Origin of the sequence: Brumimicrobium sp. (assembly GCF_048268645.1) — a bacterium.
GTDB classification, from domain to species: Bacteria; Bacteroidota; Bacteroidia; order Flavobacteriales_D; family Crocinitomicaceae; genus Brumimicrobium; species Brumimicrobium ulvae.
Genome location: NZ_JBLWVE010000018.1, coordinates 20,553 through 46,087 on the forward strand (window position 1 = coordinate 20,553; position 25,535 = coordinate 46,087).

Consider the following 25,535-nt stretch of genomic DNA (forward strand, 5'->3'; position numbering starts at 1 on the left):
TATTTAAATCTATTGCAACTTTTTTGAAAAAAAATTAAATTATTTCTTCGAGTAAAAAGAAACTTCCAAAAACAATCAACATATCTTGTTTATTATTAAGTTCTTGCGCCATAGCAAAGGCTTTTTTTGCATCAGAAAAAAAACTTACTTTTTTTTCATTTATTTTATTTACTGACTTAAAATCGTCAATTTTCATAGATCTTTGACTATTGAATTCAGTGAAATAATATTCCCATTCTTCTGGAAAGAGCTTAAATATTTCAGCTAAATCTTTATCATTTGATGCTCCATATAAAACCCTAACGTTTTTATTGGTATATTTCTTTTGAACATCTTGAATAAAACGTTGAACTCCCATTACGTTGTGAGCTGCATCCAAAATCACCAAAGGTTCTGCACTGTACAATTGATTTCGACCATACAATCCTGTGTTCTTGTATAAATCTTTTAAAGCCGTTTTCTTTATTGAATCAAGTCTTGAATCTCCTTTTAAGAGAAAATCAATGGCTTTAAAAGCCAAACGTTTATTTGTTTCAAAAGTATGCTCATCATTTTGTTCGGGTAAAAAGAAAATTGGTGATAGGTTTCTATTTGCAGCTTCAATAAAAACAGGCTTTATTTCATCATCGGATTCTCCAATTAAAACAGGAACATTCTTTTTAATTATTCCTGCTTTTTCACCAGCAATCTTCGCCCGTGTATCTCCTAATATCGCAACATGATCCAGTCCGATATTGGTAATGACAGACAATTCTGGTAGAATAACATTTGTTGCATCTAAACGACCTCCTAATCCCGTTTCGACAACTACAACATCACACTTCTCTTTATGAAAATGCGCCAAAGCCATCACCCAAGTCATTTCAAAGAAAGAAGGGGAGAAATCAAAATCGGTATTTTGAATACGGTCAATAGAGTCGACCACCTGATTTGCTCCAATTTTCTCACCATTCACACGAATTCTTTCTCGAAAATCTTTGATATGAGGAGATGTAAACAAACCAACCCTCTTTCCTGCGGCTGTTAATGCGCTGGCAATAATAGAACACGTAGTTCCTTTACCGTTAGTTCCTGCAACATGAACGAATTTCATCTTGTCAATGGGAACATTAAAAAATTGAATTAAAGCAAGAGTATTGTCAAGTGTAGGTTTATAGGCGGAACTACCTACTTTTTGGAAAACAGGAAATTGATTGAATAACCAATCGACCTTTTCATCATAATTTTCGGGAATCATTTTATCCAGGTTGAACAGTGACGGTATAATACGTGATTTCGTTTCGAGCTCCAGGCTTTTCCTTATAACGCACTTCTTTTTTCACCAATTCAATCACTTCATCAATTAACCTTTGGTTAGAAGCAGTGGTTCCATTTCTAATTACATCTGCCCTAACCACTTTCCCTTGCGAGTCAACAGTTAACTTTAAGGCAATTGTAGATCTTTCGTCGTTGGGTGTTTTAGGTTTTGAACGTATATTAGACAAACGGACTCTTTCACCATCACCTCCTGTTCCTGCCTCACCGCTTCCACTTCCAGGACCGCTATCATTTCCGAATCCACCTCCAGATCCACTCGTTCCAGAACCACCTGAACCACTTCCTGAGAAAGGGTTTGCTGCTTCTTCTTCTTGAGAAGTTGAGTTATTGCTATTGGACTCTCCTGTTCCTGTATTGGTTTGAACAGGAGACTCTTCTTGTGTTGCCTGATGTTGAGGGTTTTCTTGTGGCGTTGGAGTTGGCGTAACATTCTCGCTTGGAGATCCTCCACCTGCATTGTGAATTTCAAAATCTTCAATTCCACTTTCACTCATCGTGATGGGAATAGGAACGGTTACTTTTGGCGGATCAGGTTCACTGTATTTAATAAAGAAAAGTAAGAATAAGGTAATCAATAGGAACGCAATTGCTGCGATGATTCCTTTACGATTGTCCGATGCTCTTACAACAGGTACTACTGCCATTTCTATTCATTCAAATTAATCATATGCTAAAACAGGCTTCCATCCTTTTGTCTTTGACAAAGCCAAAATTTGAAACACTGCTTCATAACTTGCTTTTCTTGCTCCTGCAATTTTCACTTTCATTTCTGGTGTTTTCTCAACCTCTTGAATTAAGAAGTCACGAATTTCTTCATAGCTCACTCCATCCGTTTTCACTCCGTAAGGATTCGTGGTATTACTGGCATCACTCAACATAATTTGATAGAGGTCATTTTCAGTAATCACAATTGTGGTTGTGGCATTTTCTTTCGAGGTATCTAACTTCTCAGTAGGCTGTGGTAACTCAACAGGAGTGTTTTTCTCTGCCATTGTACTCATAATAATAAAGAATACGAGCAATAAAAACACCAAGTCGGTCATGGAAGCCATCCCGCCCTCAATTTTTATTTTATTTTGTGTACCAAATCCCATAATTCAATATTTTACTTTGAAGGTTTATGGAGAATATCCATAAATTCCATTGCATCATTTTCCATTCGGTATACAACTTTTGAAATCTGAGTCACTAAATAGTTGTATCCCATATATGCTATAATTCCAACAATAAGACCTGCAACTGTTGTAATCATGGCAGTCATAATCCCTGGCGCAATTGTCCCTAAATCCAGAGAATCAAGATTCTTCATGTCGTTGAACACTTGAACCATTCCTATCGTAGTTCCTAAGAACCCAATCATAGGAGCAGCACCTGCAGCAGTTGCCAAGAAACTCAAGCGTTGTTCCAGTCTTGAAATTTCTAATTTTCCAGTATTGTCAATTGTCGATGCAACGATATCCACTGGTTTCCCTAAACGATCAATTCCTTTTTCTAGCATTCTTGCAGAAGGAGAGTCTGTGCGAACACATAAACTTTTCGCTTCATCAATCTTACCATCTGTAAGGTACCTTTTCACTTCAGATAAAAAGTTTGGATTTTTCTTCGAAGCTCTTTTCAATGCCAATAAACGTTCTACAAAAACATAGACTGCATAAATAGACATCACTGCTAATGACAACAGGATTACAAGTCCCATAACACTGCTTGCAGCATCTGAAACAGCTTCCCAAATAGCAACTTCTTTGTAGTTCTCTTCAGCTCCGATTGCTGTTGAATCTTGAACAACTTGTAGTAAAAATGATCCTTTCATAGTATCAATAACGAATTAAATTAAATTTTGTTACAACGCTCTTTCTAATAAATAAAATCCTGCACCTGCAAGATAACCAATAAATGCCAACCAAGACATGTTTTTCAAATACCAAAAGAATGAAATTTTTTCCATCCCCATTGCTACAACACCTGCTGCAGAACCGATTATCAGCATTGACCCTCCTGTTCCTGCAGAATATGCAATGAATTGCCAAATGTGATCATCAACTGGCGCATTAAACATCCCCATACTTGCCGCAACAAGTGGAACGTTATCAATAACAGCCGAGCCTATCCCCAACAACAAAACAAAGATATCATCATGCATGCTGTTTTGAACAGACTGACCAAAGTTAAACACCAAGCCCAGTGATTCAAGTGCTGCAACAGTCATTAAAATACCTAAGAAAAATAAGATTGAAGGCATTTCAATTTTTGTTAACGCCCTAAAGGTAGGACTTTCGTGCTCTTCTTTTGAATCTTCTGGAAGATATTCTGGTTTTTGACCTTTTTTAACAACTCCAACATAAGACATCTTAAACTGTCTTACGCTAATTGTTTCTGCAAAAAGTGCAACAACACCTAACGACAGCATCATTCCAATATAAGGAGGTAAATGGAAGATTGTTTTAAAAATTGGTACAAAAACAATCATTCCCAAACCGAGGTATAACATTAAAGAAGCTTTCGAATTCACCTCTCCATCCTCTTCGGGCAATTCAAATGTTCCTTTAAAAGGCTTCATAAAACTTGCAACAAAAGTTGGAACGATCATACATACAATTGAAGGAATCAATAAGTACTCTATCAGTTTTATAGCAGTGACTTTCCCACCCATCCACAGCATTGTTGTTGTTACATCTCCAATCGGAGACCATGCTCCACCGGCGTTTGCACAAATAATGATGATTCCAGCAAACCATACTCGATCCTCTGAATTGCTTAATATTTTTCTCAAAATGGTAATCAATACAATCGTAGCTGTTAGGTTGTCGATGATTGCAGAAAGAATAAACGCTAAAAACGCCACAATCCACAGCAAAGTTCGTTTTTTATTGGTGCGAATAAATCCTTTAATGGCTGAAAATCCATGGAAATGGTCAATGATTTCTACAATCGTCATTGCACCTATTAAAAAGATCAAGATTTCAGATGTTTTCCCAAAATGATGAAGCAATGTTTCTTGCATCAAATGACCTCTATCGATAGCATTCATTCCTGTAATGTCCATTAATTCATGCGCCGCAGAATTGAACCATGCCCCAAAATCATTTAACCCTATAGAAACTCCTGCCCACGCAAAAGCCATCATTAGCAGAGAAGGAACAAGTTTGTCAACCTTCAAACTGTGCTCAAGGGTAATTCCCAAATACCCCAAAATAAAAACAAAAACAATAAATAGTTCCATAATAATGTAGTGTTAACCCTAGTATCTTCTTGATACTTTCTTTGTAATTTTAGCTGTGTTAAAAAATAAACCCTAAACTCTTCCATTTAAAAGTTTAGTCCTTGTTAAAAATTCATCAAACCATTATCAGTTACTATAAGATCTATATATTCAAAAACGATTTCAAAGTATTTGTTTTCAAATTATTTCACCTGCCTATTAATAAGTGATAAATAATTTTCCAGAACAAAAATAAAAAACAATTCCCAATGGCAACTTATCCCCTCCGATTTAATTCAAGGCATCAAAATGATTCCTGACGAAGAGTCACATTTTGAACCTGTTACGCTAGACAAAACATTAATCTCATCATTCCACCTCAACAATCCTAAGAATGCAAACCCTATTGCTTCTTTAAAATCAATTATTTCTTTTTCGGGAACGATCAGCACTCCTCTATAGTAACCTCTTATTCTTTCAATTAAAAATGAGTTCAGCGCCCCTCCTCCTGTCACCAAAGTTGATTTAGCACCGATATTATTCAACACTTTTCCAATTTGGAAAGCAATGTGTTCATAAAGGGTTCTTATTTTACTTTTCAAATCTGTTTCTTGTTCCAATAATGGTAGAATTTCCGCTTCGACCCATTCCCAACCCAAAGATTTTGGTCCCGACTGAGCATAAAAAGTTAAGCCGTTCAATTCATCAAAAAGTTTTTGATTGATCGCTCCCCCCTTACCATAATTCCCATACGCATCAAACTCTTCACCAACACTTCTCATTAATTCATTAATGAGAATATTCACAGGACAAATATCATTTGACAGCACTTCTTTGTTTTGTCTATATGACACATTGCTAAAACCGCCCAAATTCAGAAAGGCTTCTGCATATTTGGAAAAGAGTAAATGATCTGCTATTGGGATTAGTGGCGCTCCATTCCCACCTAAGGCCACATCTTTTGTTCGGAAGTCAACTACTGAGGGCAATTGAGTCAGAACAGAAAGCTCGGGTCCATTGCCAATTTGCAAGGTAAATCCCTTTTCAGGTTGATGAAAAATGGTTTGACCATGACTTGCAATAAAGTCTACTTCTGATTTATCTACTAGATGTTCATCTATAAAACGATTCACCCATTCGGCATATAAACGACCTAGGTCTGTGCTTAATTGGACTAAATCTTGAGCAGGAATTTGATGGGCTGTTTTTAAGCGTGCTAACAACTCAGAACCATAACTATAAATAGCTGAATGATTTAATGTAAATTTCCAGAAGCCATCAGGTTGAGAAACGAAAGTTACATCTGCGACATCTAAGCCGTCTAACGAAGTCCCTGACATTAAACCGATCACGCGAAAAGTTTTCATTTCTATTACACTTACAGTGTGAAATTTGAATAATTACCTTAATTTTACGCATCAATTATAAGTAAATATATTTAGATATCATTGAGATAAGGACAGTAAGTTCAGTTTTTGACCAATACCATCATCTCAATATTTAACAATAATAAACAAGATATGAATTTCGAATTAACAGAAGAACAAATTGCAGTACGTGATGCGGCAAGAGACTTTGCACAAAATGTATTAAAGGAAGGGGTTATCGAAAGAGATAATGAACAACGTTTCCCTAAAGAAGAAATCAAACAACTTGGTGAACTTGGTTTTTTAGGAATGATGGTCGATCCAAAATATGGAGGAGGAGGAATGGATACCATTTCATACGCACTAGCGATGGAAGAGATATCTAAAGTTGACGCTTCTGTATCCGTTTGTATGAGTGTAAACAATTCACTTGTTTGCTGGGGACTAGAAACATATGGAACTGAAGAGCAAAAACAAAAGTACTTGGTTCCTCTTGCTACTGGAGAAAAAATCGGTGCGTTCTGTCTTTCTGAACCTGAAGCTGGTTCTGATGCGACATCACAGCGTACAACTGCAATTGACAAAGGAGATCACTACTTATTAAACGGTACCAAAAACTGGATTACGAATGGTAGCTCTGCATCTACATATATTGTAATTGCTCAAACTGATGTTGAAAAAGGACACAAAGGAATTAATGCATTCATCGTAGAAAGAGGGATGGAAGGTTTCGAAGTTGGTGCAAAAGAGGATAAGCTAGGAATTAGAGGAAGTGACACACACACTTTACTTTTCACAGACGTAAAGGTACCAAAGGAAAACAGAATTGGTGAAGATGGATTTGGATTCAAATTCGCAATGAAAACCCTTTCAGGAGGAAGAATCGGTATCGCTGCTCAAGCATTAGGAATTGCTTCTGGCGCTATGGAGTTGGCTGTAGCCTATTCGAAAGAACGTAAAGCGTTTGGGAAAGAAATTAGTCAGCACCAAGCCATTGCATTTAAAATTGCAGATATGGCAACTGCTGTTGAAACAGCTAGATTAATGGTACACAAAGCTGCATGGGAAAAAGATCAAGGTCTAAACTATGATCAATCAGGTGCAATGGCGAAACTATACGCTTCATCTGTCGCAATGGAACAAACGGTTGAGGCTGTTCAAATTCATGGAGGTTATGGATTCGTAAAAGAATACCATGTTGAACGCTTGATGCGTGATGCAAAAATCACTCAAATTTATGAAGGTACTTCTGAAATTCAAAAGATTGTTATTTCAAGAGGAGTATTAAACGCGTAATGCATTTTTAACTTCAGCACATTAAAAGGCAACGAAATAATCGTTGCCTTTTTTTATTGGGAGACACCGACAAACATGAAAAAAAATACATTGAAATATTTCACTCAACTTTAGGCTAAATCTTTTCTTTAATCCAATAGAAATTACTTATATTCAGATTCGAAATTAAAAAGTCATTAATAATCACTCATGAAAGTATATACCAAAAAAGGAGACGCTGGACAAACATCATTAATTGGTGGTAAACGCGTATCAAAAAATGATTTACGCATAGACAGTTATGGTACTGTTGACGAACTCAATTCTTGGATTGGCCTTGTTCGTGACCATGAAGAAATTCCTAAGAATCAATTCAATCAATTGATCGAGATTCAAGATCGATTATTCACTATTGGCTCTTTATTGGCTACTCAACCAGAAGGAACAAAAATGAATTTGCCTTTGGTTTACGAAGAAGACATTGTTTATCTCGAAAAGGCAATTGATGAAATGAATGAACAACTTCCAGCAATGCGTCATTTCGTTTTACCTGGAGGAGAACCCATCCTTTCGCATTGCCACATTGCAAGATGTGTGTGCAGAAGAGCAGAAAGACTAACCGTAGGACTTAATGATGAAAGCGATCAATACAAATTAGCCATGAAGTATTTGAACAGATTGAGCGATTATTTGTTTGTACTTTCAAGAAAAGTAGCCTTTGACTTAAACATTGAAGAAATTCAATGGAAACCAAGAGTTTAAGTATACACAAAATGCAATTAGACCAGAAATTACTTTAGAATTTGGAATTTCAAAAAATAAAATTACTTTTGCGCTTTGAAACAGACAATTTATTGAATCACAAGATAAAACTTATATAATTATGTATTGGACATTAGAATTAGCTTCTTATTTAGAAGACGCACCTTGGCCAGCTGCTAAGGACGAACTTATTGACTTCGCAATTCGTACAGGAGCACCACTAGAAGTAGTTGAGAACTTACAACATATAGAGGATGAAGGGGAAATTTATGAAAATATCGAAGATATTTGGCCTGATTATCCATCAAAGGAAGACTTCTTCTTTAACGAAGATGAATACTAGCAAAATCATTGATTATCAAAGCCTCGACACCTTAGTCGAGGCTTTTTTATTTAGGACCTGCGTCAGTTTGTCAGTTATCTATACTTGGAATAGTTTATGATAACATCAAATTACTTATAAATCAACACCCCAATTAAAAGTATAAAGCTTATTTTTGGATTCTAAACAAGCGCATTAAAATGATAGGAGGACTATTAAAAAAGATACTTGGCGACAAATCGGTAAAAGACCGAAAAACATATCAGCCAATCATAGACAAGGTAAATGAAATTTACGCAACAATTCATGACATTAGTGATGATGAGTTGAGGGCACGAACAAAGATGTTCCAGGACAAAATCAAGGAAGGTACTGCAGAAATTGAAAAAGAAATCCAAACTCTAGAAGATCAAGCAGACCATCCCGACACAATTGTTCTTGACAAAGAGAATATCTTCGAAAAAATAGACAAGTTAACAGAAGAATTAGATAAGCAACTTGAGGTTGTACTTCAAGAAATTATGCCAGATGCTTTTGCTACCATCAAAGAAACTGCACGCCGTTGGGCTGAGAACAAACAACTTGTGGTTAACGCAACTGATTTTGATATAGAATTAGCAAAAACACACGACGGTTTACAAATTGAAGGAGATAAAGCCATTTGGAAAAACAAATGGACTGCAGCAGGAACTGATGTTGAGTGGAACATGGTTCATTATGATGTTCAAATTATGGGAGGGGCTGTTCTTCATGGAGGAAACATTGCAGAGATGCAAACAGGTGAAGGTAAAACTTTAGTAGCAACGCTTCCTGTCTACCTCAACGCTATTGCTGGAAAAGGTGTTCACTTGGTTACTGTAAACGATTACCTTGCTCGTCGTGATAGTGAATGGATGGGACCACTTTACCAATTCCATGGTTTAACTGTTGATTGTATTGACAAGCACAAACCGAATTCGGAATCAAGAAGAGAAGCTTACAAAGCAAACATAACATTTGGTACGAACAATGAATTTGGTTTCGACTACTTGCGTGACAATATGTCAAGTGATATCGAAAACTTGGTTCAAAGAAAGCATCATTATGCAATTATTGACGAGGTCGATTCAGTGTTAATTGATGACGCAAGAACGCCATTAATTATTTCTGGACCTACACCAAAAGGAGATCAACAAGAATATGTTGCTTTAAAACCTTTAATTGAAAAGGTGGTGAGTGCCCAAAGAGCGTTTGTGAATAAAGTACTTGCTGAAGCGAAAAAGGACTTAGCGGTAATTAACGAACCTTTAGAGGATAAAAAAGAACAAAGAAGAAGATTAGATGAAGGAGGACAAAAGTTGCTTCGTGCTTTCCGCGGTCTTCCAAAAAACAAAGCATTAATTAAGTTCTTATCAGAACCTGGAGTTAAGGCTCACCTCCAGAAGACAGAGAACTTTTATATGGCAGAGCAGAATAAGCAAATGCCAATTATCGATAACGAACTTTATTTTGTGATTGATGAAAAGAACAACACTATCGATCTTACGGATAAAGGAATTGACTTGATGTCAGGACAAAACGATCCTAACTTTTACATCATGCCGGATATCGGTACAGAGTTGGCTAAACTTGAAAATGAAGGATTAACTCCAGAGGTTTTAGCTGAAAAGAAAAACGAGTTAATTCGTGATTACTCAGTAAAATCTGAAAGAATCCACAGCATTAACCAGTTGCTTAAAGCGTACACCTTATTTGAGAAGGAAGTTGAATATGTAATTGTAGAAGACAAGGTAAAAATTGTTGATGAATCTACAGGACGTATTATGGAAGGTCGTCGTTATTCAGACGGGCTTCACCAAGCAATCGAAGCAAAAGAAAATGTTAAAGTAGAAGCAGCAACACAAACCTATGCGAGTGTATCTCTTCAAAATTACTTCAGAATGTACCACAAGTTGTCAGGGATGACTGGTACGGCAGAGACTGAAGCAAAAGAATTTTGGGATATATATGAATTAGATGTTGTTGTTATTCCTACCAATCGACCTTTATTGCGTAAGGACCTTGAAGACATGGTTTACAAAACCGGTCGTGAAAAGTACAACGCTGTAATTGATGAAGTCGAACGTATGGTTAAAGAAGAACGTCCAGTTCTAGTAGGTACAACAACTGTTGAGATTTCAGAATTATTAAGCCGCATGCTTAAAATGAGAGGAATCAAACATAATGTACTGAATGCTAAGCATCATCAAAAAGAATCGGAAATCGTTGCAGAAGCAGGTACAAAAGGAACCGTGACCATCGCTACTAACATGGCGGGACGTGGTACCGACATTAAATTACGTGAAGGTGTAAAAGAAGTTGGAGGACTGGCGATTATTGGTACAGAAAGACATGATTCACGTCGTGTTGACAGACAGTTACGTGGTCGTGCAGGACGCCAGGGAGATCCAGGATCTTCTCAATTCTTCGTTTCATTGGAGGATGATTTAATGCGTAAGTTCGGTTCAGAGCGTATTGCAAAGTTAATGGACAGAATGGGACTAAAAGAAGGTGAAGTGATTCAACATAGAATGATTTCTAAATCTATTGAACGAGCTCAAAAGAAAGTTGAGGAAAACAACTTTGGTAACCGTAAACATTTATTAGAGTATGATGACGTAATGAATGCACAGCGTAAGGCAGTGTACAGAAAACGTAAGAACGCACTTTATGGTGATCGATTAGATCTTGATATCGCTAACATGTTCTATGACACTATCGAAGTTGTTGTAAGTAAATACAACGGCAAAGATGACTTCAATGATTTTGAACTTGAATTACTACGTGTAGTGGGTATTCAATCTCCTGTTTCTGCAGAACAATTTCAAAACAATAGTCAAATCGACACAATTAATGCTATCTACAACGCCACGCTTGATCGTTACGATGAGAAGAACAAGAAGATTGCAGAATTGGTTTACGAGAACGTAAAACAACATTACGAACAGCCTGAAAACAGGGAACGCCACATCCGTGTTCCATTAACAGATGGAAATAAAGGAATAGAGGTTTCGACAACAATTAGAGCAGCATATGATTCTAAAGGTTATTCTATTGTTCGTGAATTTGAAAAAGCGATTGTTTTAGGATTGATTGATAACGAATGGAAAGAACACCTGCGTGAAATGGACGACTTAAAACAGTCGGTGCAACAAGCACGTCATGAGCAAAAGGATCCATTGCTGGTTTATAAATTAGAATCTTTCAATCTATTTAGAGATATGATTGATCGTTTGAATCAAGAAACAGTTGAATTCTTAGTGAAGGGTGCAATCCCTGTTCAGCCAGACGCTGCGTCGGTTCAAAACAAGGCGACAAAGCAAAGTGATAGTTACGCACAAGCTCAAGTGAATGCAACTGCTCCTGCAGGAGGAGGTCAAAAATTTCAAGGAAGCCAAGGCTACGACCAAGCGATGGCTCAGTCACAACAACAAAGTGCTCCAAAACAACAACCCGTTGTAGCAGAGAAAACAGTTGGAAGAAACGAGCCTTGTCCGTGTGGAAGTGGTAAAAAATACAAACAATGTCACGGTAAATAGGCCGATAAGAACAGTGCTTTATTATATCAAACGCCTTCTCTTAACAGAGGAGGCGTTTTTGTTTATGCAAGGTGAAGATTATAAAGTAACAGTAGTTGAACCCGAAAAAGTTTTTAATTCAATAATATCATTTGATTTGTAGTCAAAAAACGCTTTCATACGATAGCGCCAGTTTATCAAGCACTTCGCCCAACGGAAACATAAATTGCTCAACCCTACTTTTAAACAAGTCTATGGTGAGCCTCAATGCGAAATACGATACCACATGCATTTATCCTTAGCAGCAACAAAGTATAGAATCAATAACTCAATCAAAAGCGAATACGGGATCAATCTCAAAAGTTGGGGAAGGAATCATTCCTCAATTATTGAACAAGCGAGTGATGAATTTAACCACTTTTGTGCTTAAAACTTTAATGATACAGTTTGTTCTAATTATTTAAAAAAAGCCGTTAAAAAGGCTAATGTTATAAAGTCTTAAATTATTAAATGCGGGATGAATCCCGCATCAATTGGTGATTGATGGCTTTAACCACTTTTATGCTTTACGCACTTCTTAACCAGATACGGTAATAGAAAGAAACAAAAACATTAGGCATAAAAAAAGGGCTAATCTTGCGACTAGCCCTTTGAAAGAATTAATATCTAATTATTTGATAACTGCACCAAAAGTAGCATTATCTAAATACTTGATAAACTCACGGTCTTTAGATGCTTTTTCTTTTAGAGAAGCATCTTTTGCGAACGCACTCTTAAGGTTAGAAACGATTGCATCTAATTTATCTTGACGTGCACCGATGATTGCTTTAAGGTAGTATCCTCTTGCAGTCTCAGCATCAGCTGACTCATCAATAGTTGATTTAGCAGCAGCCTCGTCTTTGTTTAACAATTGTGCTAAAGCTTTGTTGTAAGAAGCTTCACCACCGAAGTTAGAAATAGCGTCATCGTACTCACCATCTTGAATGTTTAACACCCCTTTATTGTAAGAAACTTCACTTCCAGCTCCATCAGCTTCAGCCAATAAATCTTTTGCTTTTTGACGGTCTCCATTAACTCCTGCGATAGCAGCTAAGTTATTTTTAGAAACTGGGTTTTCTTGAATACCGTTTGCTTTTTCGAACTGAGCTTTAGCTTCAGTCAATTTATTTTGCATGTAGTAAACAGTTCCAACGTTATTTGCAGTACGGTAATCTTCCGGGTACAAACGCTCAGCTTCTTTGTATAAACGTAATTTCTCGTTCAAGTCATCAGTCAAAGTAGCTGTGAAAAGAATCTCTTCTACGTTTAAAGTATCGATGTTAGATTTTGACAAAGCCACTAACTCTTCATCAGAGTATCCTGTCAATTGGTATTCAACAACGATTTCTGCACGACGTTGTGCTGGGAAAATGTTTTTATCTAAATATAAGTACGTAGATAAATCACGGATTGCTTGCTCACGTGCAGCAGAAGAATTTTGCATTTCTAAAATTCTAAGAATACGGTCTTTATCACCTTTATCCATGCTTGAAGCAACTAATGCTTTTTTGAATCCTTCGTAATCTTCACCTTTACCAACAGTAGAGTAGTTTGCATCATCTTGAGCAAATTCATTCGCTACTTTTCTTTTTCCAGCGATCTCCATTGTTGCTTTTTTAGCAGACTCTGAACGATCAGTAGAAAGTGTGTTATTACGGTCTTCTTCACCTTCAATAGAGGCAAATGCTTCAATTTTAACACCACTAATTTCTACCTTAGGATTCGTTTGAGCCATTGTTAAGAAAGCCTCAAGTTCCTTCATATCCTCATCTACTTTTTCAGATGAACGCACAACAGGACTTCCTTTAAGGTAGTTAATTTCAGCGATTTGCTTCTCTTGTGTTACACGCTGAAATTCATCAGCTGCTATAATTGCTCTGAAGTCTTTATTTACCAATAATGGAGTAATGATTGTTGCATCAGCAATTTTCATTTCCTCTACTTCTCCTTTTTCTTTTCCTTTTTTATAAATTGTTCCTGTAACTTTTAATTCAGAAACCTCCATATCTGGAGTATAAGCGATAACGTCTTCATAAACAACTCTACCACCCGCTTTATAAGGAATCACTGTTCCATTAGCTGTTGCTTTTTCACCTACAATAGTAACAGGTTTTAATGCATGGCTACCGATTGTTGGTACAATCTCAGCATAAGACTTCTTATTGATTCCTTTTTCAGGAACACTTACGTCAATTTTTACTCTTACACTATCACCATGCATTTCTAATGGATCTGGCGTTACAGTATAATCTACATCTTTCAGTAGGTCACAACTAGTAGTCATTAAACCAGCTGCCGCAATAAATGCTAAACTCTTGATTCCTTTGTTTTTCATTATCATAATATTTTTTCTTTCAGTGTTTTGTCTGCAATAATAATGATTTTTTTAACCACTTAAAAGAAGTTTTTGCTAATTATTAAAATGTTAATGTCTAATTCTCATACAATATAACGCTATTTTTATCGTTGCACGTCTCTAATATCGCTGTGATATTTTGCTTTTTTACAGGGTCTACGAATGCAGGACAAATCTCTATAAGTGGCGTCAACACAAAGCTTCTGTCGTAAAGTTGTGGATGAGGAAGGGTCAACTCATCGGTCCTCACTATGAGCTCTCCAACATACAGTATATCTATGTCAATTACCCTTGATTGGTATTCATTTTTTTGGCTTTTTTTAACTCTTCCGAGGTCTTTTTCTATCCTTTTTGTGACAAATAAAAGGTCCGTAGGAATACAAGATGAATAGAAACTGACACAACAATTTAAAAAAGGCACTTCAGATTCAAAACCCCAAGGTGCAGTTTCGTAAATTCTCGATCGAACAACCTGGGTTTCAAAAACTTTCTCAAGCTCAACAATCGCTTTTTCTAAATACTGTTTTCGATCAGGTATGTTACTTCCTAAACTCAAAATCACTTTACGCTTTTCTTTCATCTCATCTGATTTATTTACCTATTAAGTGATTCTTGTTCCTTTTGTAAATATGAGCAACAATGTCTACACTATATTTTGTATATTCGTTTTCCTCTAAAAGTACATAGGCTGCTTACTAGAGCTTTTTAAAATATATTTTGACTACAAATAAAAGTAAATTATGACAAACAAAAAAGTATCATTTTGGCGGGTCTTTTGGCCCAGCTTAACCTCTGGGGTTGTCCTCATCATTTTATTCCTAGTATTATTCGCTAGTTTAATCGGATCAATGCTTAACACAAAGCCTATCTATACGGTTCAAGATAAAACGATATTACACCTACAACTCAATGGTGCTATTTCCGAAATGAGCAAAAGTGATATTAGCTTTTCAAATTTAGGTATAGTGAATGAAATTGGATTAGCTGATTTACTATATGGTTTTGAAAAAGCAGCCAAAGATGAAAAAATTAAAGGTGTTTTTATCGAATTAAAAGGGGCTAACTGTGGTTATGCTACAGCAACAGAAATTCGCAATGCCATCAAAACATTTGAAAAAGAATCTGGTAAATTCGTAGTAGCCTACCACAGCGGTGAAGCTGTAAGCTTAAGACAGTACTATATTGCTTCTGCGGCAAGTGAAAACTATGGATTCCATTCTTCAATGTTTGAATTTTTAGGTCTGGGTGCGGAATTGATGTTCTACAAAGGAATGTTTGATAAACTTGACCTCGAAATGCAAGTTGTTCGCGGTTCAAACAACGACTTTAAAAGTGCTGTTGAACCTTACTTTTTAACAGAAATGAGTGATTCTAGTCGTCTACAATTGGAAACATACTTGAACAACATATGGACTGCTGTTAAAACCAACATCAGTCAAGATAAAGACATCACAATGGAGCAATTGGAAATGATTGCTGACAGCAGCTTAGTTAGACGTGTAAAACAAGCTGTTGACCACAAACTTCTAGATGAAGTAAAGTACCGTGACGAAGTAATTCAACTTTTGGCAGAAAAAATTGGGGTTGATGAACTAAAAAGCAGTAACCTCAAAAAATTTGAAAGGTATGCTCAAAAGAAGTTTGAGACTCAGCAAAACATTGCACATACCAAAAGAGGAAATATCGCAGTAATTGTTGCCGAAGGAGCGGTAGTAGTTGAAGGAGAAGGTTTAGCCAGTAGTAAAATCACCAAACTATTACGTGCAGCTAGAAAAGATGATGACATAAAAACAATCGTATTTAGAGTTAACTCTCCAGGTGGTAGTGCTTTAGCAAGCGATGAAATATGGAGAGAAGTTAAACTCGCCAACGAGAAAAAGAAAGTCATTGTCTCCATGGGAGATGTAGCGGCATCTGGAGGATACTATATCGCTGCTCCAGCCACAAAAATATTTGCTCAAGAAACTACAATCACAGGCTCCATCGGTGTGTTTGGTGTTATCCCCTATACTGGAGCTATGCTCGAAAACAAACTGGGACTTACCTTTGATAAAGTGAGTACAAACCCACATGCGGTACTATCGACTAATCGTAAGATGTCACCTGAAGAGTACCAAATCGTACAAAACGAGGTAGATTTTATTTATTCTGAGTTTTTAAACAGGGTTTCAGAAGGAAGAGGCATGTCATTAGATCAAGTCAATGAAGTTGCTCGCGGTAGAGTGTGGACAGGAACAGATGCTTTACGTGTTGGATTAGTTGATACACTTGGAGGAATTCAAGATGCCATTGCATACGCAGCCAAAGAAGCGGGTATCGAAAAACCAGTAGTTAGATATTACCCCAAAATGGATAAAGACCCTTGGATGGAAGTAATGGAAACATTAAATGAGGATGAAGAAGATCAAAACGTAAATAAATCTGCGTTACCTAAGGAAATGATTCAAATGTACAAGCGCATCAAGCAAGTTGAACAGATGACAGGAGTTCAAGCGAGAATGCCTTATGAAATCGTTTGGTAAGGATTATATGAAAATTAAGCAAAAGGAGGGTAATCCCTCCTTTTTTTATTTGAATATATTTGTAAATTAGAAACATTCCCAAGGGGAAAAACGGCTACAAATGATTAAACATCTTTCTTCTTCTCTTACTTCTTTTTTGATTTCTTTAGCTCTAACCTGGAGTATAGGTTTAATCATCATTTCTAAAAATCATTATCTTGAGGATGTATGGACGACCTGGTTTTATGGAATAATAAATGTTTTGCTTGCTGTCGGCTTTTTTAGTTTAATCATTAGCCCACTCTACCTCTTAGGAAGACGCTATAAAGCCACCAGAATAGTAACACATCTGATCTTTTGCGCCATACTTACCTTGGAGCTAATCTCAATCTTTTACTTCTCAATTACCTTAACACTTCTAGACAACACTGTATTTCTTTTTTCATTTGATCAAGCCAACATAATTGTCAACAACTATTTCGTATTCCAGTGGATATATCTTCTACTGCCCTTACCTTCGGTACTTTATTTTATCGGAATCAAGTTTGTCACCCTCAGGAATGATAACTTAATACTTTACTCTTTTTTAGCCATAGGGATAATTGCAATTTTTCTAGGATTAAAAGTCGAAAAGGACAATGGTAGCTTTACGAATATTCCAGAAAACAAAACCATTCACTTTATTCAATCAATTTATAAAAGTCAACAACCTAAACTCAAGATTTTAGCCAATGAACACATTGATTTTTACCAAAAAACCACCAATCCCCAATTACAAAACAGCACTTATCCATTATATAGAAAAAACGATAAAGAAAATCCACTAGGTCCATTTTTTGACCTCAAAGAATCTCCACCAAATATTGTATTCTTGATTGTAGAAGGACTTTCATCTTCTTTTAGTGGTCCAGATGCAGATGAAATCAGCTACACTCCTTTCTTAGACTCACTCGCTCAGCACGCCTTATACTTTGACAATTCCTTGGCCACGTCAGAACGATCATTTGCTGTTTTACCGAGTATTTTAGGCAGTCTTCCTCACGGGAAAAAAGGCTTTACTAACAACAGCTCTGGCTATCCAAACAACGAGACTTTAGCGACTTGGCTAATTGACAATGGATACACAGGAAATTTCCACTTCGGAGGATATGCCAGATTTGACTACATGGATTTATTCATTAACGATCAGGGCTTTAGCAATATTTATGACCGCAAAGAATATAATTATGAAGGAACAGGATTGAAAACCAGTATAGACTCAATACCCTTTGGGATTCCTGACAAACAATTTCTAAAAAACGTTTTAGAAATAAACAATACCAGAAAGAACAACAGCCCATTCATTGATGTCTATCTCACTTTATCCATGCATTATCCTTATATCATAGAAGAACATGAACGCTATCATCAAATGGTAGAAACAACTATTAAAAACTCCTCTGCGAATGAACAAATCAAGAAAAAGCACATGAAATACATCGCTGAATTTGCCACCTTCCATTATACAGACGATGCTATAAAAGAATATTTTAAATCGCAACAGTCAAGACCTGAACACCAAAATACCATCTATGTTATTCTAGGTGACCACATGATGGGTGAAATTGCACAATCCAGCGCAATAGAAAAATACCGATCTGCACTGATGATCTACTCTCCTTTGCTTAAACGAACAAAAACTTTCAAAGGAACGAATTCACATTTAGACATCCCTCCTTCTTTTCATAATTTATTGAGCGAAAAATACAATTATCCAAAATTAGATTCTGTAAGCTGGCTTGGAAAACCATTTGACACCTCAGCTACATTCCAGAGCAATAGAGACGTCTTATTTATGCTTAACAACAGAAAAGTTCGAGACATTCTTCACAAAGAATACTACTTATCAGAGGGTCGACTCTACAAAGTTGGAGACCGACTTCAATTAACAGCTTGGGAAGATGAAGAAAAGAAAGAATTACTTTCGCAGCTCCTTGAAGTTTCAACTTTAGTCCATGACAAAGTAGTCAGTCAGAATATTTTGATTTCCTACAAAAAGGCCTTAAAAAAAATAAACAATGTGAGTAAACAAATCCATATGAATAATAAGGCAGAATTTTACAACATCACTGAATTTGAACTCAAAGAAGCTTATGAAGAAGTTTTATTTGAGCTCAACATCAGCTTTAGTGGTGATTGGAAAATGGAAGACCCCCATGAAGAAAACCCAATTTTGGTTTACTCTGCAATGCGGGGTGATTCTACTTTAACATGGAATAAGCTCGATTTAAACTTACAGGAAAGTCCACTATCTGAGGAGCGAGTAATTAATTTCCTCATAAAAAACACAATTGATTTCGAACTTCAAAAAGGAGATCGCATAACTGTTTATTTCTGGAACAAAGCCCAATTAAAACAAAATTATGAAGTTATAATTCCCTCCCTGACTGTCAAAGCACCAAGACCAAACTAATCCTTTTGACTACCTTACGATGACTAATCTTTTAGATTGAGAAACCATTTTTTCATTTGAAACACGAACGAAGTAGACTCCTTGCTCAAGGCTTGAGACATCTAATTCAACTTGTTTTGATTGACCATTGATACTATATGAATTAACCCTTTGACCTTTGGTATTAAAAATCGAAACCTCACCATTTAGAATTTCATTGGCGGAAATGTTTACTGTTTCATTTGCAGGATTAGGGAAAAGATTGAAAGAAATTAAATGTTCTTCAGCAATGCTACTTGCTGATTCCAAATTGTACATTACTTGGAAATCGTCAAAATAAAAACCATCATTATGCTCCCAATAATCGGTATTCAATACAAACCTCATCATGATTTGCTCTCCTAAATATTCGCTCAAATTTATTTCTTCGAGCACCCAGTCGTTTTGAATTCCATCATATAAAGGTTCGATAGGTTGACTTCCGCCAGAAACAGAAACACCGGTATTGGTATATTTTCCACACTGTGCATTCCAAGAATTTCCGAAATCAGTGGAGACCATGAATTGAACATAATCATAGTTATCTTCTATATCCCATTTAGCTCTAAAAGAAACCAAAGCATCAATGGCATTGGTTAAATCAATAGTATCCTTTAATCGAAATACCTCTTCAGAGTTACCACTATAATTCCCATTTGGACTATCGGTAAAGGAATAGTTTGGTGAATAATAGTCTTCTGTTGTTAAATCCCAAGTTCCTACCCAGTTATCAATTGTATTGGCTTCATCGAAAAGTTGAACCGTAGGACTTCCATATGTTTTAATTAAGGTATCTCTATGCTGCCACGTTCCATTATCGGTAACCAACACATACTTGATTTCATCTCCGTACTGAATGTTTGGATTCAAACTAAAAGCAATGGTTCCCGATTGAGTTTCTTCTAGAGCTAAATTATATGTATTTGGATTACCTACAGTTTGAATTCCAGAAATAGATTCAACACTAACAGTCAGCACTCCAGAAGTTCTACCCAAACGTGTAATTTCATAATTAAAATCTCCTGTCATGTCGTTAATAAACATCTCATCATCAAGGCTTTTTGTAACTCCATAGACCAATGGCAAGTGTGCCAAAACAATATTACTAAAAAGCATGTCAATGCAATCATCAGTTATCACAGAAGCAGGCGCCCAAAATCCATTATGGCTCACTTCAGGAGTTAAGGCAAAAATACCGTGGTCATGATATAAAAAATCGTCAGAATCACCTGAAGCAGGATATAAACCAGAGCTTTTTTGATTTAAATAATTATTGTAGCTCACCATTTGATTTCCAATTGCTGTGAAATAAGTATGGTCTGCCGCAAAATCATTCTCTGTTGCACCATAAGGAAACAACATCATTCCGCCATGCGTATGTGCATTCAACGCAAATTCCACGTTCCATTTTTCGGCAATCTTTTTTATATTCTTGGTCTCTGGTTCAGAAAAAGAACTTACACCTGGAAAAACGTCACTGTTTTCATCTGAACTCACTCCAGTGGTATTCCATTGATAAGAATAATTTCTATTTAAGTCAACCCCCGGATTAGAACTTCCAATATTCGGGTTTTTATTTTTTCTAAACATTCCTCCTCCATTTGGGTCGTTGGTTTCATTTTCGATATAACCATCAGGATTAATCATAGGTAAGAAAAAAAGTTCTAGCTCGTCAACCAAATATGTTATTTCTGGATCTACCCCATAGTTTTCTAATATATACCACATGAAAAATATCGTTTCAGACAAAGAGCCTGGTTCTCGGGCGTGATGCAAGGCGGTATACAAAACTCTTGGCTTTGACTGTTCTACAGAAGGATTATTTGAAATTTTCACAAAATACAAAGGTCGACCTTCATGGGTCAAAGTATCCGAAACAGCAGCTCGTTCGGTAATTAAATTGGGGTATTGGCTCCTCATATCGTCAAGAATATCTAAATACTCTTGATAGGTATAATAGCCTGCCATGGAACCCAACTGAAAATTCGTTGGAACTTGTGGTGCATAGGAAGGCGCCCCAACATCTGGGCAAGCAATATTCTTTGTGTAAACTGCAGTTGCTTGCTCAACATAATGAGCCTTAACATCTTCAATTAAAATATCTACTTGCAGCCCAGCCTCTATCGCTTTTTGAATCTCGGCCTCAGAAAAATCACTTATGATAAAAGTATTGTTTTTCACATGCCCGTGATCTATGGCTAGACCTAAGTCAGACAAGGCTGAAATACCTTCATCTACAAACCATATTTTTGCCCTAGAATAGTGTTCTTGTGCAAGAAAAGTAGAGCTAAGTAAAAGAAAAACGAAAGAGCATAAAATTGTTTTCATGTATAGTTATTTACATTAAAAGTAATGATTCTCAATTGAATTGAATCAAAAAAACAAAAAACTACACGAATGAAGACATAAATATTTGAACGGCAAAAGGATGTTTATCGCTATAGAAATGAACAATCATTTCCATTCCAAAGTATTCATCAATTCAAAAATATCCTTTTTAAGAAAATCTAAAGAAGGTTTAATAGAATCGTAGTTTGGGCGTGTATTAAAATAAACTACTCCACTAATGAAACGAGAAGTACTATCCGTTAAATAAAACTGAAATGGAGAAGCAACATTTCCCTGTAATTCAAAAAAAGTTCCAAAGACGCGGTCATCATTTCTAATAAAGGTAGAATCATAAATTGCAGTTGCCTTCACCTTATGTTCTTCCACTTTATCAATGGCGTAATTCACGTAAACAGCCAGAGAAGTATCTAAATCTATTCGACTCAAATGCAAAGTACCGTTCAAGCTAGAAAGGTCAACATCTCGATTACAAGGTTGTCCATTAACGTTTTTCACATTAAAATAACTGGGCTTATTAAATGAATAACCACAAGAATCAGAAAACAAATCATAAGAACGCTCAGGAAGATTCAATTCCAGATAGGTTGAGGGTTTTGGTACGTAGTTTTTCTTCCCTTCACACGCAACAACACTCAAAAGAATAATTCCGAAAATAAAAACAACTACCTTACCCATTTCTAATCAATTAAAGTTTAATCACCTTGACCATTTTCACCCTTTTCTTATCAGAAGACTCTACAACGAATTTAAAATTCTCGAAAACATAAAACTCCTTATTCCGTAAAATTCGCCCCGATTGTTCCACTAAAAAACCACCAATAGAGTCCGACTCACCTTTTGATTCCTCAAAAGCTTTCCCATCGATTTCCAAAACTTTATACATGTCGACTAAGGAAGTTTTACCTTCAAACAAGTAAGTTGATTCATCGACCTTGGTATAAACGATATCTTCGTCATCAAACTCATCTGTAATTTCACCAATAATCTCTTCAAGAACATCCTCTAAGGTTACAATTCCTGAGGACCCTCCATACTCATCGACCACTACAGCCATGTGCATTTTCTTTTCTTGGAATTCTTTTAGCAAATCATCAATTTTCTTATTCTCAGGCACAAAGAAAGGTTGACGAATAATTTTTTGCCATTCAAAGTCTGGTGGAGCATTTAAATGTCCAAGCAGGTCTTTAACGAAAAGAATTCCTGTAACATTATCAAAAGTGTCTTTAAAAACTGGAATTCTAGAATAACCTGAATTCAAAATCAGTTCCATCAACTCAGCATAAGTAATGTCCTCATTCGCTGCAATTGCATCCACTCTTGAACGCATAATTTGTCTAACATCTGTATTTCCAAAATTCACAATTCCCTCAAGAATTCTTTGTTCATCCGGAGAAGTACTTTCCTCACGCGTTAAGGCAATCGCATTTTCTAAATCATCAGTAGAGACATCAATTTGTCGTTTTCTTGCATATTTAAGAATCACTTCAGTCCCATTCACCAAAAAATTCTTCAACCATGAGAAAGGCGGTAGTTTACCAATAAAATTTAATGGAGATGACATCAGCTTCACCAAGCTCAGGCTATTTCTATTGGCATAGACTTTTGGTACTACTTCTCCTATCAACAATAAGACAAAGGTTATTCCAGCAATTTCAATTGTCGCCCTTAAATAATCCACTCCAATTAAATCTGGATTAGCAGGATAAATTTGATCAAAGATAAAGCTCGATAAAATAACAATTGCCACGTTAACAAAATTGTTAGCAATAAGAATTGTGGCCAATAAATCTTTGGGCTGCCTCAAGAGTTGCGAGGCTGTTTCAGTATAAGGTTCATTTCCAACATCAACACCCTCTCTTTCTTCGGGAGACAAAGAGAAAAAGGCTACCTCTGACCCAGAAATAAGGGCTGAAGACACTAACAACAGCAACAACACAACAACTGAAATCCAAAAACCAATTCCGAAATCTGTTGTAGTTATTGATAGCAAGTAAAAACTCAGGGGATCTGTATCATCCATTAAACAATAGCTTTAAAATGGTAAATCGTCGTCATCATCCTCAGACAATCCGCCGCTCATTTGCTTTGGTTTTTCTGGCGTATCTCCAGTATTGAAATCCGGTTGATTGGAAGCCGGCATACTTTCCGACCTACTGGACAACATAGTCATATTGTCGGCAACAACTTCAGTACTGTACTTTGTTATTCCGGCCTCATCTTGCCAGGAACGCGTTTTCAACTTTCCTTCAATGTAAACTTTTTGACCTTTTGTTAAGTATTTTTCTGCAACTTCTGCCAGTCCTCTCCAAATAACAATATTATGCCAGTCAGTAATACTCTTACGCTCTCCTGTAGTTTTATCCGTATACGTTTCAGATGTAGCGATAGGAAAGCGAACCAATTTAGTTCCGTTTTCTAGCACTCTAACCTCGGGGTCCTTACCCAAGTTACCAATGAGGATTACTTTATTTACACTTCCTGCCATATTTACAAAATTAAAAAAATATTCATTTAAATATACATACTATTTTCCTAAATATTGAAGAATCTTCAATTTAGCCAAAGAGCTCAGAATTATTTTCAATGAATCGATCTATAAGTCTTGGCAAAGGATAATCATGAATAGTTGTTAAATCCACCTTCACATTTGGGTCAAGGGTTATTTCCCCCCCTACTCTCCAAAATACAGCTTCAATATGTTGATGTGACAGAATATGTTTTTCGGCAAATACTTTTTTAGTTAATTCAACTCCAAATCGCTCCTTCACTTTTTTCTTCAATTCGCTTTTAGCAATTTTTTTCTCGACTTCAAGCATTGGAAACTGATACATGTTTTGCCAAATCCCTTTTTTGGTGCGCTTTTCAAGTGTTATACCCGATTCAGGATGGAGTAAGAAATGAAAATAGCGCTTGGTCACCTTTACCTTCTTCGATTTCACGGGTAAACTCAATGGGTCTCCTTCGTTATAAGAAAGGCAAGTTTCATTTAAGGGACAATGTTCACAGTTAGGATTTTTAGGTCGGCACATCATAGCACCCATTTCCATAATAGCCTGATTAAATTCAGCAGGATCATCTTTACTGATTAGATCTTCGGCATAAGCCTTAAAAACCTTTGCTCCTTCACCCGTATCTATAGGTGTAGGGTCATTAAAATACCTCGACAACACACGGAATGCATTACCATCCAACACGGGATATGGCAAATCATAAGCAAAAGAAGCGATTGCAGAAGCCGTATAATCTCCAACCCCTTTTAAGCTTTTTATATCTTTATAGTTGTCAGGAAAAACACCTCCGAAATCATCAACGACCTGTTGAGCAGCTTTATGCATATTCCTTGCACGACTATAATAACCCAAGCCTTGCCACAACCTCAATACTTCTTGTTCATCTGCTTCTGCTAAAAATTCAACAGAAGGATACCTTTCAAGTATCTTTTTATAATAGGAGAGTCCTTGATCGACCCTTGTTTGCTGCATAATAACTTCAGACAACCATATTTTATATGGGTTTTTAGTACTTCTCCAAGGAAGTTCTCGATGGTTTTGTCGATACCAAACCCGAATTGATAGAGCAAAATGATGCATTTAGGTAAAACTTTAAAGTTATTATTAAAAATACAAAGATAAAAGGAATAAGCTAAGTACCTTTGTACCTGAAAATCATATTGTTGTTACAAGTAAAAAAAATAAATTATGACAAAAGCTGATATTGTTGCAAAAATTGCTGAAGAAACTGGATTAGAGAAGAATGAAGTTCAAAAAACTGTTGAATCATTTATGAGCACAGTGAAAGATTCTTTAACAAATGGAGAGAATGTTTACCTTAGAGGTTTCGGTAGCTTCATCGTTAAAGAAAGAGCAGAAAAAACGGGTCGTAATATTTCAAAAAACACGACAATTATCATTCCTGCACACAACATTCCATCATTTAAGCCAGCGAAAACGTTTGTAGAAGACGTAAAATCAAACGTTAAGGTAAAATAAATGAAAAAACGTTCCGATTTTGGGACTTATAAAAGTTATTTATATCTTTGCAC

At 36.2% G+C, this 25,535-nt stretch carries 20 protein-coding genes; 7 read left to right on the forward strand and 13 right to left on the reverse strand.

The features are described from left to right. Positions 1-34: 34 nt before the first annotated feature. The 6 genes from ACN0U3_RS12620 to ACN0U3_RS12645 form a co-directional block, all read right to left on the reverse strand. Positions 35-1,237 carry a bifunctional folylpolyglutamate synthase/dihydrofolate synthase gene (locus ACN0U3_RS12620; RefSeq protein ID WP_417266505.1) on the reverse strand — a complete coding sequence of 401 codons (1,203 nt, stop codon included), beginning with the start codon at positions 1,235-1,237 and terminating at the stop codon, positions 35-37. A gap of 1 nt (position 1,238) precedes the next feature. Further along, positions 1,239-1,961, reverse strand: a complete 723-nt coding sequence (locus ACN0U3_RS12625; RefSeq protein ID WP_299204965.1) for a hypothetical protein — start codon at positions 1,959-1,961, stop codon at positions 1,239-1,241. A 15-nt stretch (positions 1,962-1,976) separates the two neighbouring features. Then, a complete protein-coding gene (locus ACN0U3_RS12630; RefSeq protein WP_299204962.1) occupies positions 1,977-2,411 on the reverse strand; it encodes an ExbD/TolR family protein in 435 nt (144 codons plus the stop codon). 11 nt (positions 2,412-2,422) lie between these two features. After that, positions 2,423-3,127 (reverse strand): MotA/TolQ/ExbB proton channel family protein, encoded by a 705-nt coding sequence (locus ACN0U3_RS12635; protein ID WP_417266506.1) that lies wholly within the window; start codon positions 3,125-3,127, stop codon positions 2,423-2,425. Between the two features lie 30 nt (positions 3,128-3,157). After that, on the reverse strand, positions 3,158-4,537 hold the full coding sequence (gene nhaD, locus ACN0U3_RS12640) for a sodium:proton antiporter NhaD (protein ID WP_417266507.1): 1,380 nt from the start codon (positions 4,535-4,537) through the stop codon (positions 3,158-3,160). Positions 4,538-4,812: 275 nt separating this feature from the next. Further along, positions 4,813-5,883 carry an anhydro-N-acetylmuramic acid kinase gene (locus ACN0U3_RS12645; RefSeq protein ID WP_417266508.1) on the reverse strand — a complete coding sequence of 357 codons (1,071 nt, stop codon included), beginning with the start codon at positions 5,881-5,883 and terminating at the stop codon, positions 4,813-4,815. 153 nt (positions 5,884-6,036) lie between these two features. On the opposite strand from ACN0U3_RS12645, the gene ACN0U3_RS12650 reads away from it, so the two are divergent. The 4 genes from ACN0U3_RS12650 to secA all read left to right on the forward strand — a co-directional run bounded on the left by ACN0U3_RS12650 (position 6,037) and on the right by secA (position 11,799). Next, entirely contained in the window at positions 6,037-7,179 is a 1,143-nt protein-coding gene (locus ACN0U3_RS12650) for an acyl-CoA dehydrogenase (RefSeq protein ID WP_417266509.1), read from the forward strand. 189 nt (positions 7,180-7,368) lie between these two features. Further along, complete coding sequence (locus ACN0U3_RS12655; protein WP_299204947.1) at positions 7,369-7,920, forward strand: cob(I)yrinic acid a,c-diamide adenosyltransferase; 552 nt, start codon at positions 7,369-7,371, stop codon at positions 7,918-7,920. A gap of 121 nt (positions 7,921-8,041) precedes the next feature. Beyond that, positions 8,042-8,263 (forward strand): DUF2795 domain-containing protein, encoded by a 222-nt coding sequence (locus tag ACN0U3_RS12660; protein ID WP_299204944.1) that lies wholly within the window; start codon positions 8,042-8,044, stop codon positions 8,261-8,263. A 173-nt stretch (positions 8,264-8,436) separates the two neighbouring features. Further along, positions 8,437-11,799, forward strand: coding sequence for a preprotein translocase subunit SecA (gene secA, locus ACN0U3_RS12665; protein ID WP_417266525.1), 3,363 nt, complete (start codon positions 8,437-8,439; stop codon positions 11,797-11,799). 649 nt (positions 11,800-12,448) lie between these two features. Here the strand turns inward: secA and ACN0U3_RS12670 are convergent. Both ACN0U3_RS12670 and folK read right to left on the reverse strand, forming a co-directional pair. Then, positions 12,449-14,152: a tetratricopeptide repeat protein gene (locus ACN0U3_RS12670; RefSeq protein ID WP_299204941.1), complete on the reverse strand. Its 1,704-nt coding sequence runs from the start codon at positions 14,150-14,152 to the stop codon at positions 12,449-12,451. Between the two features lie 97 nt (positions 14,153-14,249). Beyond that, entirely contained in the window at positions 14,250-14,753 is a 504-nt protein-coding gene (gene folK, locus ACN0U3_RS12675) for a 2-amino-4-hydroxy-6-hydroxymethyldihydropteridine diphosphokinase (protein WP_299204938.1), read from the reverse strand. A gap of 160 nt (positions 14,754-14,913) precedes the next feature. Here folK and sppA point away from each other — a divergent pair, with 160 nt between their 5' ends. After that, positions 14,914-16,695 (forward strand): signal peptide peptidase SppA, encoded by a 1,782-nt coding sequence (gene sppA, locus ACN0U3_RS12680; RefSeq protein WP_417266510.1) that lies wholly within the window; start codon positions 14,914-14,916, stop codon positions 16,693-16,695. A gap of 100 nt (positions 16,696-16,795) precedes the next feature. Further along, positions 16,796-19,126, forward strand: coding sequence for an LTA synthase family protein (locus tag ACN0U3_RS12685; protein ID WP_417266511.1), 2,331 nt, complete (start codon positions 16,796-16,798; stop codon positions 19,124-19,126). Between the two features lie 9 nt (positions 19,127-19,135). Here the strand turns inward: ACN0U3_RS12685 and ACN0U3_RS12690 are convergent, their stop codons facing one another. From ACN0U3_RS12690 to mutY, 5 genes are all read right to left on the reverse strand, one after another. Beyond that, a complete protein-coding gene (locus ACN0U3_RS12690) occupies positions 19,136-21,472 on the reverse strand; it encodes a M14 family zinc carboxypeptidase (RefSeq protein ID WP_417266512.1) in 2,337 nt (778 codons plus the stop codon). A 126-nt stretch (positions 21,473-21,598) separates the two neighbouring features. Then, a complete protein-coding gene (locus ACN0U3_RS12695; RefSeq protein WP_417266513.1) occupies positions 21,599-22,168 on the reverse strand; it encodes a gliding motility lipoprotein GldD in 570 nt (189 codons plus the stop codon). Between the two features lie 10 nt (positions 22,169-22,178). Next, positions 22,179-23,513 carry a gliding motility-associated protein GldE gene (gldE, locus tag ACN0U3_RS12700; protein ID WP_417266514.1) on the reverse strand — a complete coding sequence of 445 codons (1,335 nt, stop codon included), beginning with the start codon at positions 23,511-23,513 and terminating at the stop codon, positions 22,179-22,181. A gap of 12 nt (positions 23,514-23,525) precedes the next feature. After that, positions 23,526-23,978, reverse strand: coding sequence for a single-stranded DNA-binding protein (locus ACN0U3_RS12705; protein WP_417266515.1), 453 nt, complete (start codon positions 23,976-23,978; stop codon positions 23,526-23,528). Between the two features lie 70 nt (positions 23,979-24,048). Then, the gene (mutY, locus tag ACN0U3_RS12710; RefSeq protein ID WP_417266516.1) at positions 24,049-25,083 is read right to left on the reverse strand and encodes an A/G-specific adenine glycosylase; all 1,035 of its coding nucleotides are present in this window, start codon (positions 25,081-25,083) and stop codon (positions 24,049-24,051) included. Positions 25,084-25,191: 108 nt separating this feature from the next. Here mutY and ACN0U3_RS12715 point away from each other — a divergent pair, with 108 nt between their 5' ends. Further along, positions 25,192-25,482 (forward strand): HU family DNA-binding protein, encoded by a 291-nt coding sequence (locus ACN0U3_RS12715; protein WP_299204914.1) that lies wholly within the window; start codon positions 25,192-25,194, stop codon positions 25,480-25,482. Positions 25,483-25,535 lie beyond the last annotated feature (53 nt).